Origin of the sequence: Enterococcus sp. DIV1304_2 (genome assembly GCF_050555445.1) — a bacterium.
GTDB classification, from domain to species: Bacteria; Bacillota; Bacilli; order Lactobacillales; family Enterococcaceae; genus Enterococcus_B; species Enterococcus_B pernyi.
Genome location: NZ_CP187851.1, coordinates 1,509,664 through 1,526,780 on the forward strand (window position 1 = coordinate 1,509,664; position 17,117 = coordinate 1,526,780).

Consider the following 17,117-nt stretch of genomic DNA (forward strand, 5'->3'; position numbering starts at 1 on the left):
CACAGTGCAATTATTTCGGGCGTAACATTGAAATAATCTCACCAAGCTTCCCATAGTCGTTTCCAGCTAAGCGACTGATTGGCTGTAAACTTTTAGGATCGATGTAGCCTGTTTGTTCATCGTAGACACTTTCACTCATCTGATAAGCAGCTATTTCTAATAAAAATAAATCAGCTGTTGTTTCTTCGCCTTTTTTGATTGGTACATGTTGATAGAGTGTGGTCTCAAAAGCTATACTAGCTTCATTGATCCTTGGAACATCGATGGTATCAGATTTGGAAACGCTGAAAGAAGTCAAGGTCAATTCACTTTCTTCGCTTGATAAGCTAGCAGCTGTCTGATTCGCATCTACAAGTATTCTTTCGTCTAGAACATGGATCACGGCTTCTTTTGTTTCGAGAAGATTTTTTGCCGTATCTTTCCATTCCCCGTTTTTTCTTTGGATAGCTAAAGAAAGTATCGGCGGATTGGAACTGACGATATTAAAGTAACTAAATGGTGCTACATTGGTCACTCTTTTTGAAGACCTTGTCGCAACCACTGCCACCGGTCGGGGGATAACTGAGCCAATCAACAGTTTATAATTTTCTCTTTCTGTTAACTCTGAAGGTACTCGTTTGAACATTTGCTTTCCTACTTTCTGGTTGAATGATCATTCCTGATGATAGTCATGGTATCGGACAATCTCCTTCATTGTCAACTAAACGTTCTTATTGCAACCTTTATTCACAAAAAAACACCCAGCGCAGTTTCATGCGCTGAGTGTCAAATTGATTATTTCAAACGGAATAATGTTGGTGCTTGGTCAGGTGCCCAAGTAACATCACCAAAGTTGAAATGTGGAACAATAGTGATATAGACTCTTCCATTGTGTCTTACTTCTTCATTCATAGAATAACGTTCTGGTGAAGCCATTGTACCTACTTTCCATTCACGGATTCCTTCGATTGTTTCATCTTGTTTCGTTGTCACTGATAAAGTGTTACTTGCATCTGAAACTTCGTCTGTTGTGCTGATTGCACGTACCACGTATGAGTATGTTGTGCCAGAAGCCAAGTTTTCATCTGTGTAGCTAGTAGATGGCGTTGAAGCCACTAACTGACCATTACGATAGATATCATATTGTTTGATACCTTGTGTATGGGTTGAAGCTCCCCACATCAATGACACACTTGAAGTCGTTTCACCCATTGAATGTAAGTTTTTAGGAGCAGTTGGTTTTTCTTCAGCAGTTGTCGCTCTAGTTGTTACTGAAATCGCTGTTTTGTCAGATGTCAATCCAGTTTGGCTAACTGCTTCGATCTCATAGTTGTATGTTGTTTCTTCATTTAGTCCTGCATCTTTAAATTCTGGATCATTTGTATTTCCAACTAATTCACCGTCACGGTAAACGTTGTATGATACAGTATTGGCTTGGCCATTCCATGCTAATTCTACAGAAGAAGCAGTCACATTTGCAGCACGTACATTTTGAGGTGCTTGTGGTTTCACAGGAATAGCTGAATCACCTTTCACATCAACATCAATCACGTTGTAGAATGCATTAGCTGTATCCGCTACATCCCAAACAGCTAAAATCACATGGTAACCTAAACGATCACTTGGTACGTTGATTGCGTGTGGTGTCGTTGTTGCTGGTGTTCCATTATGGTTGATCGTACCAATCAATTCAAAATCAGAACGTTCTAATTTATCGTTTGGATTCCAATCTGCTTTTGTCATGTAATAATGCCATTTTGTTGTTGCATGTCCAACAGTATAGCGCCATGTAAATAAGTTTGCTCCTTGATCAATCGATTGTTTTGTCCAAAGTGATGAAGTTTGTTGATCAAGATTGAAATCACCAAGTGAACCACCTGCTGATGCAATTTGTCCATCAGCTGGTCCAGCTTGAGGGTATCCTTTTAAGGCTTCTAAAGATTGAGGTTCGTTGATAACCGCTCCATATTTTTGGAAAGCAGCATTCCAGTTTGTGTCTCTGTCTAAATGTCCTTGGTACCCACGACTGATAGGAGACTGTACATATCCGTGTGCAGATGCTTCATTCCCACCAATAGCTAGACTTGCTCCAAATAAAATACTTGAGCATAAAATGGTTCCTAAAATTTGTTTTTTCATGTTTCCCTCCGTAATTAACGATTAATATAGATAACATCAACTTTTCGAAAAAATGTATATTATGTATTTGCTTTTGTTATCTTAAATTAAGAATAACAGACAGATAAGATTAAATCTAACCAGCAATTACCGCAAGCAAGGTAATAAAAAAACACGAAAAATTTGTTAAAGTACCGTACAAAATGTTGTGTAAACAATATTTTATGGATGCACCCTAGTATTGAACTTTTTTAAAAAAATATCATTTTTTATTCTTAATTTTTTTATTATAAATTTACAGGATTAGAATTAATTAATTACCGTTATTTCTTTTTTATAAAAAAAACTATAACTTCAAGTGTAATAACAACCGATTCCTTATTCTTTTACTAGTGTAAGTTCATTCATTTGCGGTATTGATTGCTTCATCATATGATGATAGAAAGGGGGTCGTATTTATGAGAGCTTGGCTGATCGTGCCCTTTGCAGTTTCATTGTTTTTAATAACGGGTTGTGAAGAGCCACAGCAGATGCCTATTCCTGAACAAACGAAAAGCACTAGTTCTACTGTTGAAAAAACAACCACTGAACAAACCGATCATTTAATCGAAGAAACGGAGGAATCGCTTGTGAGTTACCCATCTGGCAGTTTATTAGCCGCAGTTGAAGCCAACGATCGAAAGAAAGTTGAGGATATTTTACAAACAGAGTATTCAATCGATGAACAAAATGACAAAGGCGAAACACCTTTACTAATTGCCACACATCATGATTTTGTCGAGATCGCCAAACTTCTGATTGATCACGGTGCGTCAATCGACATCCAAGATATGATCCAGGACAGCCCTTACCTTTATGCTGGAGCACAAGGGAAAACAGAGATTCTATCTTATATGTTGGAACATCGTGAACCAAATCAAGAAATCGTCAATCGTTTTGGTGGTAATGCTTTGATTCCAGCAGCTGAAAAAGGCCATTTAGATAATGTGAAACTTCTATTAACCGACGCACGTGTGGACATCGATCATCAAAATAATTATGGTTATACCGCATTGATCGAAGCAGTTGCCTTACGAGATGGATCTGAAATCTATCAACAAATCGTTCAAGAACTGTTGAATCATGGGGCAGACAAAACGTTACGTGACAATCAAGGAAAAACCGCAGAAGATTACGCAAGAGAACTAGGCTATACTGAGTTATTGGCACAACTGACTAAATCTTAACATGCATATAAATGCTGAAAATCTCCTCCGAAAGCGACGTACACTCATTCGAAGGAGATTTTTCATGCTATTATTCGTTTTATTTTCCAATCACAATGAAATTATGATCCACTTTTGCTTCAATTACTTTTTTTCGTTTGAAATATTCGGCAATCAATTCTGTCATATCGATCGGACATTCTTTAACGATCTTCTCCGCTGAAAACATCTTATAATTTCCACCGCCTACTGCTCGATATTGATTGATCACCACTTCTAGTGACTTATCTAAGGGAATCGGTTCCCCTTCTTTTTCAAAGCGTGTCACGCGGTGCCCGATTGGTTGGTTTAAATCGATCGTGTAATTGATTCCTTCATACATATCATAATTATAATATTGAGGTTTGGGCTGGATATACTTTTGGTCAAACGTAATTCCTTCATCGGTTGCCGTTAAGTAACCAGCCGTTTGTTCGAGCGCTGCTTTCAGCTCTTGTCCAGTCACACGTACAACAGCCAGTGTATTCGGGTAAATATAATTCGTAAGAATATGACGCATACTGACAGATTGTGGGAATCCAGTCACTTCATTATTGAATAAAGCTGTTCCTGAAATCTCTGCCCCAGTCGCATCCATCTGTATTCGATTGATCAATTCAATATACGGATGTTCATTGACCCTAGCTGCCATAGGATCAATGATCCTTAAATCGCCCAGTACTTCTCCCACTGGTTGGTCCAGCCACACATCTAATGCTTTTGAAACCGGGGCAACTTGTTCAAGAACGATAGGATCTGGAGAAGCCTCTTTCGTTGGATAAAGTTTACATGAGTGGTCTAAGATGATAAACTTGTTATCTTGCTTTTTGACAGTTAGTTTGATTGCTCCTACAAAAGCCCCACGATATCCTGGTTGGATCACTGGTACACCATTAACGACTTCAGCAATTTCACGATGTTGATGCCCTGTGACTAACGCATCGATCCCAGGTACTTCTTGTAACAATTGACTTCCTTCGTTTTCACCAGTCATTGCTTCAGTCGGCTCGTTTGTTGTTAGATCTTTTTCAAAACCACCATGGTATGCAACGACGACTAAATCTGCTAACTCACGTAATAGTGGCACGTACTTTTTGGCCGTTTCCACAGCCGACACAAAGTGAAGATCCTTGATTGTTTCTGGATTTTCCCAGTTTGGGATATACTGGGTCACTAGTCCCAAGACCGCCACTTTGATCCCTTGTTTCTCAATGATCTGATACGGAGGTAACACCGATTCCTGTTGATTCTTCCTTAACATATTGGCTACGACTATTGGGAAATCATAGGATTGGATTGCTTCATTCAAGTATGACCAGCCATAGTTGAATTCATGGTTCCCTAATACACCAACATCATAGTTCATGCCGTTTAGAAGCTTTGTTAACGTCGAGACAGAATACTCCGGTTGTTTTGCAACAAAATAACTTAGTGGCGAACCTTGGATAAAGTCACCGTTCTCAATCATGAATACCGGACCGCTCGCTGCTTCTCTTAATTCCTTCACTTTTCCAGCTACCTTCGCCACACCAAATGGTTGTTCTAAGTCATTGGCATAATTCGTCGGCAGAACGTAGCCGTGCATGTCACTTGTTGCAAGGATCGTTACTTCCATTATTTCACCCTCTCAGTCGTTTTTATTGGTTCCAAGCATCTTCTAACTGGGGTACTGAATCTGTGATCAATTGATCTGTATCTTGATTTGTGTTAGCTAATATATTCTCCATGATCGTACGCATTTCGTTGAACGCATTGTCACTATTCTCCACGACTGGAATCGAGAACAATTCTTTCGTTGCCTCTTCTAACTGTCGTGGGACTTTTGTTTCCGATGAATTTTTGTAGTCATCACTTTCTAATACTGATTCGATCGTTGGCATGTAACCAGTCATGGTTGCCCAATACAATTGGTTTTCTGGCTCTGATAAGAATTTCATATATAAAAATGCAGCTGTCCGTTCTTCTGGTGTGGCACTACTGAACATGTAGAGATCCGTTCCTTGTTGTAAATTGATTTTTTCAGGGCGTGGAGCAACATCATACGTAAATACACCTTCCGTATCTTTCTTCACATATCCTTCTCCTGCAATCGATCCGATAAACATAGCTACTTTTTGATTGGCAAAAGGCCCTGATAAATAGTTGTCTGATCCCGCGATCCGGAAGTATCCATCTTTGACACCCTCCGCGTAATAGTTGATCAATTCTTTTGATTTGTCACTGGTCAAATCTAACTCTTTGTTAAATTCAACCCCTTTGTTTTCCATACCGATCGTATAATAGTTGTTCAAAGAATCAAAGCCGGCACCTACAACTTCGCCATCCGTTGCTTCATAAATCTTTTGGGATGCTTCTTTGAGTTCAGCGAATGTCGTTGGCACAGCGACATCATATTTTTCCAACATATCTTTGTTATAAAAGAGCATTTCAGTCGATTTATTAAAAGGAATACCATACTGGACATCATCGATCTTGGCGCCATCCATCAAAGAGCTACGAATCTCTTCTTGGTCTTGCCAACCAATCGTGTCATTATCGATCAAAGGTTGTAGATCGACGAGCATCTCATCTTGAGCCGCGTTATATAACCAACCAGGATAGGCCTGAGTGATTGTTGGAAGATCTCCTGCTGATGGAAGAGTAGCATTGATCTTTGCTTGTAGATCAGAATATTGGGCTTGATTTTGTAATTCGACTTTGATATTTGGGTTTGCTTTGACAAAATCATCGGTCATTTTTTGTAACGCTGTTTCTTGCGCACCATTCATTGCGTGCCAAAAAGTGATCGTCGTCTCTTCTGTTAAATCAGTGACGATTTCTTCACTAGATGAAGAGGCATTCGAGCCAGTGTTCCCACAAGCGCCTAAAGTCATTACAGCTGCTGATGCTACCAAAAACTTACTAATAGTTGTCCATTTCATTTTTCATCTTCCTCCAATTATAGTTGAATGGTTTCGCCTCTTTTTACTAATACTCTGCTTCCATATGGATTGTGCATGCTTTCAGGTTTTAATGTATGGATGGGGACCAACGTAGCAGGTTTTATCCGATCGATGATTTCTGCTAGATCCGCTGGTTTTGCATGACCTGATAATGATGACTGCTTAAATTCCACTTGTTGCTTTTCAAAAGCTCCTCTAAAAATCGCGTACTGTGGATCAAACTCGCCTAATGGTTGGGCATCACTGTGTATATACAGACCTCCTTTTTGTAATGAATCAACTTCACCAACAAATTGCCAGAAATAATCCGTCGAATCTGCTAATAAAGTTTCGTAAGAATACTCAAGTTGGGGGTCTAATGTACCGATCCGCTCTTTCTTCTCAGCGTAGTAATAAGGAACTTCTCGTTTAGCGACTTCTTGTAAAAGCAAAGCCATTTCTGCTTCGACAACTACTCGTCGTGGGGAAGCATCGATCAAAGCTTCCCAGCGTTTGATGTTCGCTGGATAAAAATTGAAAGTCAATTGACGATTCTCGTTTTCTTGGATCAACTTGACCAGTTGCTCCGTTAACGCTCGTTCGCTGTCTGGTGATATCTCATTTTTCTTCTCGTTCTCTGGGAAACTAATACTCACTCCTTCAAGCATCAATACATCGACTTTCTGTGCCGCTTCACAGAATTCCTCTGTTAAATGGCGATCAAATCCATGTAGCCGAAGGTCACCAGAATAAGCAATCAAGGCAGTTGGCGTCTCGATAAGAAAGGCTGCTGCACCATATGCATCATGATCCACAGGAAACAAACGAATCATCAATTCGCCGATGTGAAGATCCTGACAAGGCGCAATCGTTCTGATCGTTCGTGTATTTCCTTCTATATAAGGTGAAGGCAACAAGAATGTCCCGTTACGATTTAAGGTCTCCAATAAATTTTTGGTCGGTTCCAATGTATATAATGGGATCTCTGGATCAAGATAATTGATCATTTTTGTATGGTCCAAGTGAACATGCGATAAGAATACTGCGGTATTTACAAAATTAGATTCCTTCTTGTTCGTGGTCAATCGTGGATCATAAATGTCGATTGCTGGAATAAATCCCACATCTAGTAAAGTCGATAGCTCTTCGTTTGGCAATTTGATCTCAGGATGATATTCTGTCCCAAAGTCAAAAAAGATTCTATCGTCGCCGTAAGCAACTTCAATGACTGTCCCACCAATTGTCAAAAGTCCACTGTGAAAGGTAATGCTGGTTTTTTGATTAGCCTTTGATCCCATTTTTTGCCACTCCTCGGATGATTTCTTTTCTAAAAATAAAGTAAATAAGCACGATTGGTAATACGGTCAAGGTGGCCGCTGCTAATTGTAAGTGAACGTCACTGCCACTTTCGCTGGTAAATGCCGACAAGCCGTTGTTCAATAATCGAAATCTTTTGTCATTAGTGACCAATAACGGCCATAAAAAGGAGTTCCAACTCGAAATGAAGGTCAAAATCCCTACTGTGACCAGTGCTGGCTTGGACATAGGAATAAGGATCTTTTTGATATATTCCATGTCAGAAGCTCCATCGATCTTAGCTGCTTGATAAAAAGAACGCGAAATACTTTTCAAGTAATTAGTCAAATAATAAATATAAAAAATACTCGTCAAAAACGGCAAGATCAAAGCAGTGTAAGAGTTCAACAAGCCTAAACGTGCAATCGTATTATAGTTCGTAAAAATGATCGACTCGTAAGGAATCATCAACAAAGAAATCAATCCTAGCATCACGATTTTCTTGTATCGAAATTCCAATGTCGCTAAAGCAAACGCTGCAAACAGTGAAGTGATGACTGTTGCCAATGTAGTCACTAATGATACAAATGCCGTGTTGATGAAATACTGGACAAATGGCGCTTTTTCGAATACTGAGAAATAATTCACCCATTGAAAAGATTCAGGTAAGACAGTTGGTGGAATACTTGTTGCTTCTCGATACGTCATCAATCCACCGAGTATCATATAGATAAATGGAAACACAGTAATGATTCCTAATATTGTCAAAAATAAAAGTGAGAGCAACGTAACCATTTTTTTCATCTTTGTCTCCCCACCTTCTTCAAAATCAACTGTTGGAAGAAAGTAATACTCAGAATAAGCAAGAATAAAACAAGTGTCGCTGCCATAGCTAGACCTGGTCTACCTGCAACATGGAACTTATCATAAATGTAAAACACTGCGGTCATCGCACTTTTAGCAATCCCTGCTTGACCCCCAAATAGTGCGTAGACTTGCGTATAGATTTTAAACGCGCCAATCAGATTGACTGTTAGGAGAAACGTAAGTGTAGGCAGCAATTGTGGTAGTGTGATCTTCACAAAAATCTCCCATTCATTTGCGCCAAACATCTTCGCGATCTTGTAATGCTCTTTCTCGATATTACGTAATCCCGCTAATAATATGATGATATTGAAAGCTAGACTTGTCCAAATACCAAAGATGATCAAAGTGGGCATACTCATTGAAACACTATCTAACCAGTTCACTCGTGGAAGCCCAACGAACTCGAGTAAATAATTGATGAGCCCGTATGACCCGTTGAAAAAATAGCGAAAAACAATACCGATCGCAATCGTACTCGTAACATAAGGCATAAAAAAAATCGCTTCAAAAAATGATTTATACTTTACTTTTTCAAAAATCACCCACGCAATCCCTAGTGAAAGGATCAAAGCAATCGGTACGACGGTGAAACTGTAGAACGCAGTATTTTTCAATGCGCGAAAAAATACTGGATCACTAAACAGACGTTGGTAATTCTCAAATCCTGCAAAGCGAGGATTGATCAATGTCCCTTTTTGAAAACTCATAAAAAAAGCACGAAAAAGCGGATAGATATTGAATACGAAAATTGCAAGTAATGCTGGAAGTAAAAAATACCAAGCTTTTAGTTGATTTTCAGAGTTATAATTTTTCTTTACCATCAATAGATCCTCTCTCCATCAAGGCGGAATATGAACACTTTATGATAGGCCAAGTCAAAGGTGATCACAGTTCCTTCACTGATTTCATTTTCTACACGCACGATCGACTTTATTCGTTCCCCAGCAAGTTCAAAGTGTAAAATTCGTTCTCGACCAATCAACTCAACACTTTGAATATTCCCTTTCAAGGGACCCTTATCACTTGGTAAGATATCTTCCGGACGTATACCTAAGTAGTATTTTCCATCTGTCATCAATTCTTTGAAACGCTGATCAAGAAACCGACTGAGCGGTAAGTCAAACGACGCATGTTTGACCCTATCACTGATGACTTCGATTGGTAAAAAATTAATGATCGGATTACCGATGAATTTTGCAACGAATAAATTTTCTGGCTCTAAATAGAGATTTTGAGGATCATCTTCTTGTTGTATCTTACCATCTTCCAATAAGATGATTTTGTCACTGATCGATAGAGCTTCTTCTTGATCATGGGTGACAAAAATCGTCGTGATCCCGACTTCCTTCACTAACCTTCGAATTTCTTCGCGAATCTTCAAGCGTAGTCGAGCATCTAGATTACTTAAAGGTTCATCCAATAATAAGACTTCTGGTTCTTGCACTAATGCTCTTGTAATCGCTACACGTTGCTGTTGCCCACCAGATAAAGTTCCAGGTTTCTTATTCTGCAACTCTTGGATATTCGTTAATTCCATATATTTCTCAGCAATGACTTTTGCCTCGGCTTTTTTCTTTTTGTTATCTCCAACTAACAAAGGAAACATAATATTCTCTAAGACAGTCATGTGTGGGTACAACGCGTAATTTTGAAAAACAAATCCGATATTTCGGTCTTTTGGCTCCGTTTTGATGATCGATTCTCCATTAAAGCGAATATCTCCATCTGTAGGCTGTAACAGTCCTGCGATGAGGTTCAACATCGTCGATTTACCACAGCCACTAGGACCTAAAAGACAAACAAGTTCTCCTTTTTTTATCGAAAAATCAACTTTTTTCAATGCTTCAAAGCCATTATCAAAAGTTTTCTGTAATCCGATCACCTCAATCATAAGTGACCCTCCGCTCTTCCTTATATTTTTTATGACAGTTGTTTTCTTTCATATCTTCATCTTAACGTTCGAATATTTAGATTACATATATTATTTGTAAATATCTTGAAAATATTCTTAACTACTTGTTTATTTGTTTTTGTTCCATAGAACATTGAATAAGTGTTATAAAATAGAGCAAGCGAAACTCTTTTATGTAATATTTCAATAAAAGGATAACAAAGAAAAAAAGCTTTATCTATAGCAAAATTCAACACCAAGACTAGAAATAACACTTGTCTATCAGTTAAACATTCAAAGTTACTATAAATAAAACATTTAGTTATTTTTTTAATATCAAAAAAACTTTAGTTTACATATTATTTATATAGTATACTATTTAGGTGACAGCTAGAAAACATAATAAAAAAAGAATGATCGTTCTTGGGAAATATGTAAAAAAATAAACCGATCACAGAGAGTATGTATTACTACTCTCTGTGGTCGGTTAAATTGTTCAGTCCATCTGTTTCTTTCTCTCAAATACTATGATTTGAGAAAGCACGCTTTGCTTAAAGTTTACGTGCAAAGAATGAAACGATCAATACTAAAATGATTGCTCCGATAAGTGATGGTACGATTGCCATTCCACCAATCACTGGACCCCAAGTACCTAATAGTGCTTGACCAATAGCTGATCCAACTAGACCTGCGATTACATTCGCAATGATGCCCATTGAAGATCCTTTATTTGTGATTGCTCCTGCAATTGCTCCGATAATACCACCAACGATTAATGACCAAATAAATCCCATGATTATTTCCTCCTAAAATTCTAAAAAATTAAGTTTATTGTACGCGTGGTTCATTGTTTTCTTTTACTTTTTGCGCACCTTTACCAACAGCTGATTTTGCTTTGTCAGTTTGTTTTGAAGCAAATTGACCAGTTGATTTTGCTGCATCAGTTACTTTATCTTGAACTGTTTCTTGATCTTTTTCGTATTCTGCTTGAGTTTTGATGTCAACAACATTTACGTTTACTTCGATAACATCAAGATGAGTCATTTCATTTACTTCTGTGCTGATCAATTCTTTGATTTGATCGTAAATGTTTTCGATATCTTTTCCATATTCAACAACTACATCTAAATCAACAGCTACTTGTTTTTTACCAACTTCTGCATTGATTCCAGCAGTTACGTTATCTGTGTTAACTAATTTTTCAGCAATGTTTGAGAAAAATCCACCGTCAAGAGTCAACAAACCGTCAACGTCTTTCAATGCGTAACCAATGATTTTTTGAATGACTTTGTCTTCATAAGTCAATTCACCTTTTGCTGCAGTATCAGCAACTGGATTTGTACCTGTAGTAGTGTTCACGTTTTTGAAATCTTTGTTTTCCATATTAAATTCCTCCTATGATTTGAAATATTCATCTAATAATCTTGTTTCTTTTAAATAAAAACCAATACCCACACCAATAGCGGTCATGATCAGTATTAAAAGAGTTTTGAAAAATCCAACTGTTAACCATAAAACGGCTAATAGTAAGCCAAGACCCCCAAAGATAATAGGGAGCTTATATAGTGAAAAGAATTCTTTCATTTGTGTGCCCTCCTATTCTACTCGTGAGTGCTGGTTGTCTTCATGTTCTTTTTCTTCTTGATAACTACTGTAATTGACAGCTACTTTGATCTCTTGTTCTGAACCAAGGACATTGGCTACTTGATCTCTGACTTCTTGCATCAACATTTCTGTTTTGCCAATCAGAGAAGAAGTACGTTTTAGATCGCCTTTTACATGAATATTGATTTTCTGTTTTGTTGATCGTACTTTGACTTTTGGTGATTGAATGAACTCTTCTTCATGTAAATATGAACGAGTAAGTCCTTCAATTGCTTTTTTATCCAACGTCAATTTTCCATCTTTGTGCTTTAATACGAAAGTTCCTTTCGATTTTGGATAGAAAAGAACAAATAATAAGATGAGAACGACAACAATTGCAAATACGACAGCAGCCCAGAAAATATATTGTTGCATATAATAATTTGTTATCGTAAAAAAGCGAAAACGTTCCAATTGTTCAGGTAAGACATATGGTGCATTAACTAGAGCGATGACCAAAAGTACTGAAAGTAATACTATGCTTACAATTACACCGATGATCTTTACCCCCTTATTCATTTTCCACCTCCTAATTATCTTATTTTTCTGTTTTAAACACCTGACCAACAAGTCCACCCCTTGAGGAAACTGCAAAATACCTTCTATTAGTAAGCGCTACCAAAAAGTGTAGGCTCAAAATAACTTTGGTACTTCTTCCCTCACAGAAATCTTAAATAACAGAAACAATTATTATATAACTTCCATTGTTTCTTGCTGGCTATACTACAAGAATAGTATTCAAGATTAAAAATTGCAAAGATAATGCTCATTTATATTACAAAATAAAAAATATAAATGACAAAACATAACTAGCAACTATAGTTTTCCATTTTCGAACTAAATGTTTTAATCTTTTATTATAAAGGATGATACCCTTTTCAAAAAGCATTAAAGTATTTTATAATAAGTTGAAGGAAAATGTTAGAATAATAGTCATTTGATTTAGTTAAGCTATTATTCTTAGAAAGAGGTGTCATATGTTAAAAAAATCCATATACGCATTTATAATAACGATTATTTACTTGATTGTTTCCAATGCTGGCAATCTATTTTTTGGGGTGTCAAAAGAATTTAGCTGGACAACTACGTTGTGGGAATCGTTGTTTTTCTTTTTATTCGTTCTTCTGCTACAAAATTATCGAAAGAAATAAATTGGAATGTACATCAAAAAATAAAACAGCGATTTAGATTTTTCCTAAATCGCTGTTTTATTTTTATTTATTCATTTCATTTTTTAATGCTTCAGGCATTTTTGGTTCGTAGATAACGAATGTGCAGTCTGCACCGATCGTTCCCATTGCATAAGTTGCGATAGCAATCGCCATTGTTGAGATGACTTGCATCATTTGTAATTTTTTTGTTTTTAGACTTGTTAACATATTTATTCTACCCCTTTATTTTTAATAAACATCAACAATGTAGCAATTGCTAGACCTAACAAGAGATATGTACGAATACTGTCACTAGGTAAAAGCAAGCCGATCGTTGTGATGAACAGAATGATAAGAAACGTTTTTCTTAATTGGAAGGGTCCTTTTGCTTGATTGATCGTTCTCTCTTTCACGAATATACCCAAACCAACGACTAGGATTCCGAGAATAAACCAAGGACGAGTCAGTTCAAAATCAATCGAAGCGGCGATCCAAGGTAAAACAACTAAGAAAAGTACACTCAGTATTGTACAAACAGCACTGTTACTTGCGTGAAATCCTTTTGTTGTAAAACGAACTGAGATGAATACAAGATGTGTGATGAATACTGCTCCTACGATATGTAAGAGAAACGCGATCCCATACATCACGATCATCTTGAACAGATCAACAAATAGGATCGATAACCCATATTCCACCTTTGCTTGTTCAATCGGTGAAAGTCCTAATTGTGAAGCGAAATGTCCACTTATTTTCTTTGATAATTTTTCCTCTATTGAAATGTACTCTTCAGTCATCTTTCACGCTCCTTCGCAGTTTATTATACCTATTTTACAAATCTATGGATTATTTTATCAAAAGTGCTTCTTTTTTTGTCAAAAGTGCAAAAATCGATGCATTTATGCTTTGGGCGAAAACTCATTTTCAAAGCGAGTGGCTAATTTTTTTAAATATCTGGTAGAGACTAAACATTCTTCCCCGTTCGTCATGATCACTTTTCGCTCTTTTTTATTGATTTCTGCTATATTTGCCAAATTGACGACAAACGATTGGTGACAGCGACACAAAGAATCACTTAATTTTTCGATTTCTTTGATTTTCCCCGCATACTCAATCATGCGATTGTCCAAGTGTACGATCAATTTATGTGGTGTTGGACTTGAACTAAAAAAGAGGATTTCATCCACATATAATTTTACATCGACGGCACCGCTTTTTAGCCAGATCTGTTCCCTGGTAGACAACGCAGTATTCATATAGCGTTCGATCGCAATATCAATACAACTGATGATTTTTTGTTGCAATTGTTCTTCATTATCTTTGATGATATAATCCAACGCCTCTACCTTATAAAGAAAAGTAAGATAAACAAAATCGGTATAAGTCGTAACAAAAATGATTTTGGCTGTTGGATCATACTGTCGAATCTGCTTTCCTAGTTCCACACCATTGATATCTGAATTTAAATCGATATCTAAAAAATAGATACCCTCTGTTTTGTTAGTTGATACGTAGGATAAAATATCATACGGGTTATCTGCAGCTAGTTGGAACTCCACATCATAGTCCATCATCATCACGTAATTTTTTATAATGTTGGTGATGCGGTTACGATGGATCTCTTCATCATCACAAATAAAAATTTTTAACATAGTTACCCCTCTACCTCACATATAGTTATGATTTGTATAAACTTATCATCTTGGATCTTTGTATCTAAAAATACATTTGCATTCAACTGGACTAGCTCATCCAGATTTGTCAAACCTATCCCAGAATTACCGGGTTTTGTCGTAAAACTTGCTTTCTTTAAATCATGTAATTTAGGCAAATCACGTGGACAGTTATTGATCAACATAAATGTACAGTCATTATGGTCTGCCACGATTGCTAGTTCAATTTCTGGATGTTCAAGTTCTTCTGAGGCTTCAATTGCATTGTCCAAAATGATCCCCAGCATTCTTACGAGTACCATCGTAGACACTTCCACATGATTGACCACTTCAGGCACAGAAATGCTCACATGGATTCCTTTCTGGTGTGCCATATATAACTTACTCATGATCACACTTTTGATTTCTCGAATTTTTATATTTGAAATCGAAGACATCCTAAAAATTTCTTGGTCAAAAATCGATCCTGTCGCTTTGATACTATTTCTAAAATAATCCTTTAGACCTGTTAAATCTTCAGTTTCGATATACTCTTCCAATGAAATTAGAATATTTTTGTAATCGTGTTTAAATTTTAGAATCTCTAAATAATTTTTTTCAGCTTGTTCACTGTATTCGATCAAGTAACTCATTTGACGTTTTTGCTCTCTATTTTCATATTCCGTTCTTTTTATGAAAATAAACGAAAAACAAATAATCGCTGACAATAGCCCATACAATATCATGAATAGCTCATGTGCATCGATCAAATAAATTCGCAAATTCGGAAATCTTTCTATGACCACTAGACAAAAATAGACACAAATCGTCGCTGTTGCGATGATTCCGCTGATTTTCATCGTCAAGAGATCTTTGTAGCACTTTTCTAATAACCATGTTTTGAAAATATATGCAAAGAAGAAAAAAAGAAGGGTTCCTAAAATCACAGTTAATCTTATATTTAGAACCAAATGAAGAATCGTATAACTAAAATTGATGATATAATCGGAAAAAATATATAAACAGAATGTGACAGAAGGGATAAATAGCGCAATATAAATATTTCGCCGGAAGTAATAAGTTATGGCACATAAACTAGCCCATAAAACTGCAGTTGCAAAAACATTGATCACAAAATAAAGTGCCATATAGCAAATGATTCCAATGATCGACAAAATGACGTAATACCGATTTTTTAAATGCGTATCCAAATAGCTAGTCACCCAAAAGATGCAAGCCGTTTGAACGATGACAATCAACAAGCTTTCCAGCGTGTCTAAATTCACAAAATGTCCCCCTAATTTAAGTAAGTCCTCACGTACACAACAAACCAAAAACAACAAAGTATTGCTTCATTAACCTATTTTTCTTAAAACAAAGCCTCATTTTTTCATTTTATGTACCTTTCGATAACAAAAAAATTTTAATCCTTTTCACCAAAAAAGATTGTAGCACATTTCACTAGTCATTTGGATTACATGTTGATTAATAAACTGCGTAGAACTTTTCATTTTTTCGGTACAGCCAAGGATTTTTTCTGAAATTAATAGTCTATTTACATCCATTGTTCGTTGTGCTATAATAGATATATTGCGAATCATATGTTATACGACATCTTAATTTGTTTTTATGAAATTTAATCCCACTGGCGTAACTAAAGGGTTACAAGGATGTATTAGTGGTTAGGGAATACATTGTTTAAATGAGAAAGAGTTAATATAGAGTAATCGCCTCTTTAGAGGTTTTAAGTAACACCAATGCTTCGTTAGATTGCCTTTTCTTCGGAAAAGGCAATCGTTCAACCATCAATTTATCGAAAAACGATAAATTATAGTTGAATATCAATATATACATTTTTTAGGAGGTCAAATTAATGAAAAAACATTCACTCTTTTTAAAAACAACGACTATCGGAATATGTGTTGTTTTCGGTCTTTTTGGTCTGTTGTTCGCTACTCAGTTACTGACCAATGAATCAAATGCCCCCTTAGATTGGCAAACCACTCTATTGATTTTAGTCATTTTCACCACTCTACTATCTGGTATCATCATTGGCGGTATCATTTTTAAATTATTGACAATCATCTCTAATGACCAGACCTTCTCAGATCATTCACACCGTTTAGTTAGCTATATCCGGAAAGTAATGATTCTGATATCACTCAGTGCTTTTGGTATTTTACCAAAATTCTATCAAATGGCAGATGCGGATGATGCTCCTGGATTGATGCTATTAGGTTTTGCACTGGTTTTCTTACCTTTTGCGGGGTTAGTATTAATGAATGTCTTGATCAAAATATTGGAAGAAGCAATTCGTTTGAAGAAAAATGACGAATTGACCGTGTGAGGTGTGA

18 protein-coding genes are annotated in these 17,117 nt (G+C 36.6%); 2 read left to right on the forward strand and 16 right to left on the reverse strand.

Annotated elements, in window-relative coordinates:
- Positions 1-10: 10 nt before the first annotated feature.
- Positions 11-625, reverse strand: a complete 615-nt coding sequence (locus tag IGJ14_RS07010; protein ID WP_104776655.1) for a flavin reductase family protein — start codon at positions 623-625, stop codon at positions 11-13.
- A gap of 149 nt (positions 626-774) precedes the next feature.
- Entirely contained in the window at positions 775-2,118 is a 1,344-nt protein-coding gene (locus IGJ14_RS07015) for a lytic polysaccharide monooxygenase (protein ID WP_104776656.1), read from the reverse strand.
- Positions 2,119-2,555: 437 nt separating this feature from the next.
- Here IGJ14_RS07015 and IGJ14_RS07020 point away from each other — a divergent pair, with 437 nt between their 5' ends.
- Complete coding sequence (locus IGJ14_RS07020; RefSeq protein ID WP_104776657.1) at positions 2,556-3,323, forward strand: ankyrin repeat domain-containing protein; 768 nt, start codon at positions 2,556-2,558, stop codon at positions 3,321-3,323.
- Positions 3,324-3,402: 79 nt separating this feature from the next.
- Here the strand turns inward: IGJ14_RS07020 and IGJ14_RS07025 are convergent, their stop codons facing one another.
- The 14 genes from IGJ14_RS07025 to IGJ14_RS07090 all read right to left on the reverse strand — a co-directional run bounded on the left by IGJ14_RS07025 (position 3,403) and on the right by IGJ14_RS07090 (position 16,049).
- On the reverse strand, positions 3,403-4,956 hold the full coding sequence (locus IGJ14_RS07025) for a bifunctional metallophosphatase/5'-nucleotidase (RefSeq protein ID WP_430608455.1): 1,554 nt from the start codon (positions 4,954-4,956) through the stop codon (positions 3,403-3,405).
- Positions 4,957-4,978: 22 nt separating this feature from the next.
- Complete coding sequence (locus tag IGJ14_RS07030) at positions 4,979-6,262, reverse strand: extracellular solute-binding protein (RefSeq protein ID WP_430608457.1); 1,284 nt, start codon at positions 6,260-6,262, stop codon at positions 4,979-4,981.
- Positions 6,263-6,279: 17 nt separating this feature from the next.
- Complete coding sequence (locus tag IGJ14_RS07035; RefSeq protein WP_019724212.1) at positions 6,280-7,560, reverse strand: MBL fold metallo-hydrolase; 1,281 nt, start codon at positions 7,558-7,560, stop codon at positions 6,280-6,282.
- A complete protein-coding gene (locus tag IGJ14_RS07040; protein ID WP_065096374.1) occupies positions 7,544-8,362 on the reverse strand; it encodes a carbohydrate ABC transporter permease in 819 nt (272 codons plus the stop codon). The genes IGJ14_RS07035 and IGJ14_RS07040 overlap by 17 nt, the downstream gene beginning before the upstream one ends.
- The gene (locus tag IGJ14_RS07045; protein WP_019724472.1) at positions 8,359-9,246 is read right to left on the reverse strand and encodes a carbohydrate ABC transporter permease; all 888 of its coding nucleotides are present in this window, start codon (positions 9,244-9,246) and stop codon (positions 8,359-8,361) included. Before IGJ14_RS07045 ends, IGJ14_RS07040 begins: the two co-directional genes overlap by 4 nt.
- Complete coding sequence (locus IGJ14_RS07050; RefSeq protein ID WP_430608460.1) at positions 9,246-10,316, reverse strand: ABC transporter ATP-binding protein; 1,071 nt, start codon at positions 10,314-10,316, stop codon at positions 9,246-9,248. Before IGJ14_RS07050 ends, IGJ14_RS07045 begins: the two co-directional genes overlap by 1 nt.
- A gap of 551 nt (positions 10,317-10,867) precedes the next feature.
- Entirely contained in the window at positions 10,868-11,110 is a 243-nt protein-coding gene (locus tag IGJ14_RS07055; protein WP_010735387.1) for a GlsB/YeaQ/YmgE family stress response membrane protein, read from the reverse strand.
- A 34-nt stretch (positions 11,111-11,144) separates the two neighbouring features.
- Positions 11,145-11,699: an Asp23/Gls24 family envelope stress response protein gene (locus tag IGJ14_RS07060; protein ID WP_019724584.1), complete on the reverse strand. Its 555-nt coding sequence runs from the start codon at positions 11,697-11,699 to the stop codon at positions 11,145-11,147.
- A 12-nt stretch (positions 11,700-11,711) separates the two neighbouring features.
- The gene (locus tag IGJ14_RS07065) at positions 11,712-11,900 is read right to left on the reverse strand and encodes a DUF2273 domain-containing protein (protein WP_065096371.1); all 189 of its coding nucleotides are present in this window, start codon (positions 11,898-11,900) and stop codon (positions 11,712-11,714) included.
- Between the two features lie 12 nt (positions 11,901-11,912).
- Entirely contained in the window at positions 11,913-12,479 is a 567-nt protein-coding gene (gene amaP, locus IGJ14_RS07070; protein WP_019724484.1) for an alkaline shock response membrane anchor protein AmaP, read from the reverse strand.
- A gap of 695 nt (positions 12,480-13,174) precedes the next feature.
- Positions 13,175-13,339 carry a cyclic lactone autoinducer peptide gene (locus IGJ14_RS07075; RefSeq protein WP_010735382.1) on the reverse strand — a complete coding sequence of 55 codons (165 nt, stop codon included), beginning with the start codon at positions 13,337-13,339 and terminating at the stop codon, positions 13,175-13,177.
- Between the two features lie 2 nt (positions 13,340-13,341).
- Positions 13,342-13,908, reverse strand: a complete 567-nt coding sequence (locus tag IGJ14_RS07080; RefSeq protein ID WP_065096370.1) for an accessory gene regulator B family protein — start codon at positions 13,906-13,908, stop codon at positions 13,342-13,344.
- A gap of 102 nt (positions 13,909-14,010) precedes the next feature.
- Entirely contained in the window at positions 14,011-14,763 is a 753-nt protein-coding gene (locus IGJ14_RS07085) for a LytR/AlgR family response regulator transcription factor (RefSeq protein ID WP_066025052.1), read from the reverse strand.
- A gap of 2 nt (positions 14,764-14,765) precedes the next feature.
- Positions 14,766-16,049, reverse strand: coding sequence for a sensor histidine kinase (locus tag IGJ14_RS07090; protein ID WP_066025053.1), 1,284 nt, complete (start codon positions 16,047-16,049; stop codon positions 14,766-14,768).
- A gap of 587 nt (positions 16,050-16,636) precedes the next feature.
- Between IGJ14_RS07090 and IGJ14_RS07095 the strand changes: the two genes are divergently transcribed.
- On the forward strand, positions 16,637-17,110 hold the full coding sequence (locus IGJ14_RS07095; protein WP_066025054.1) for a DUF2975 domain-containing protein: 474 nt from the start codon (positions 16,637-16,639) through the stop codon (positions 17,108-17,110).
- Positions 17,111-17,117: the final 7 nt, after the last annotated feature.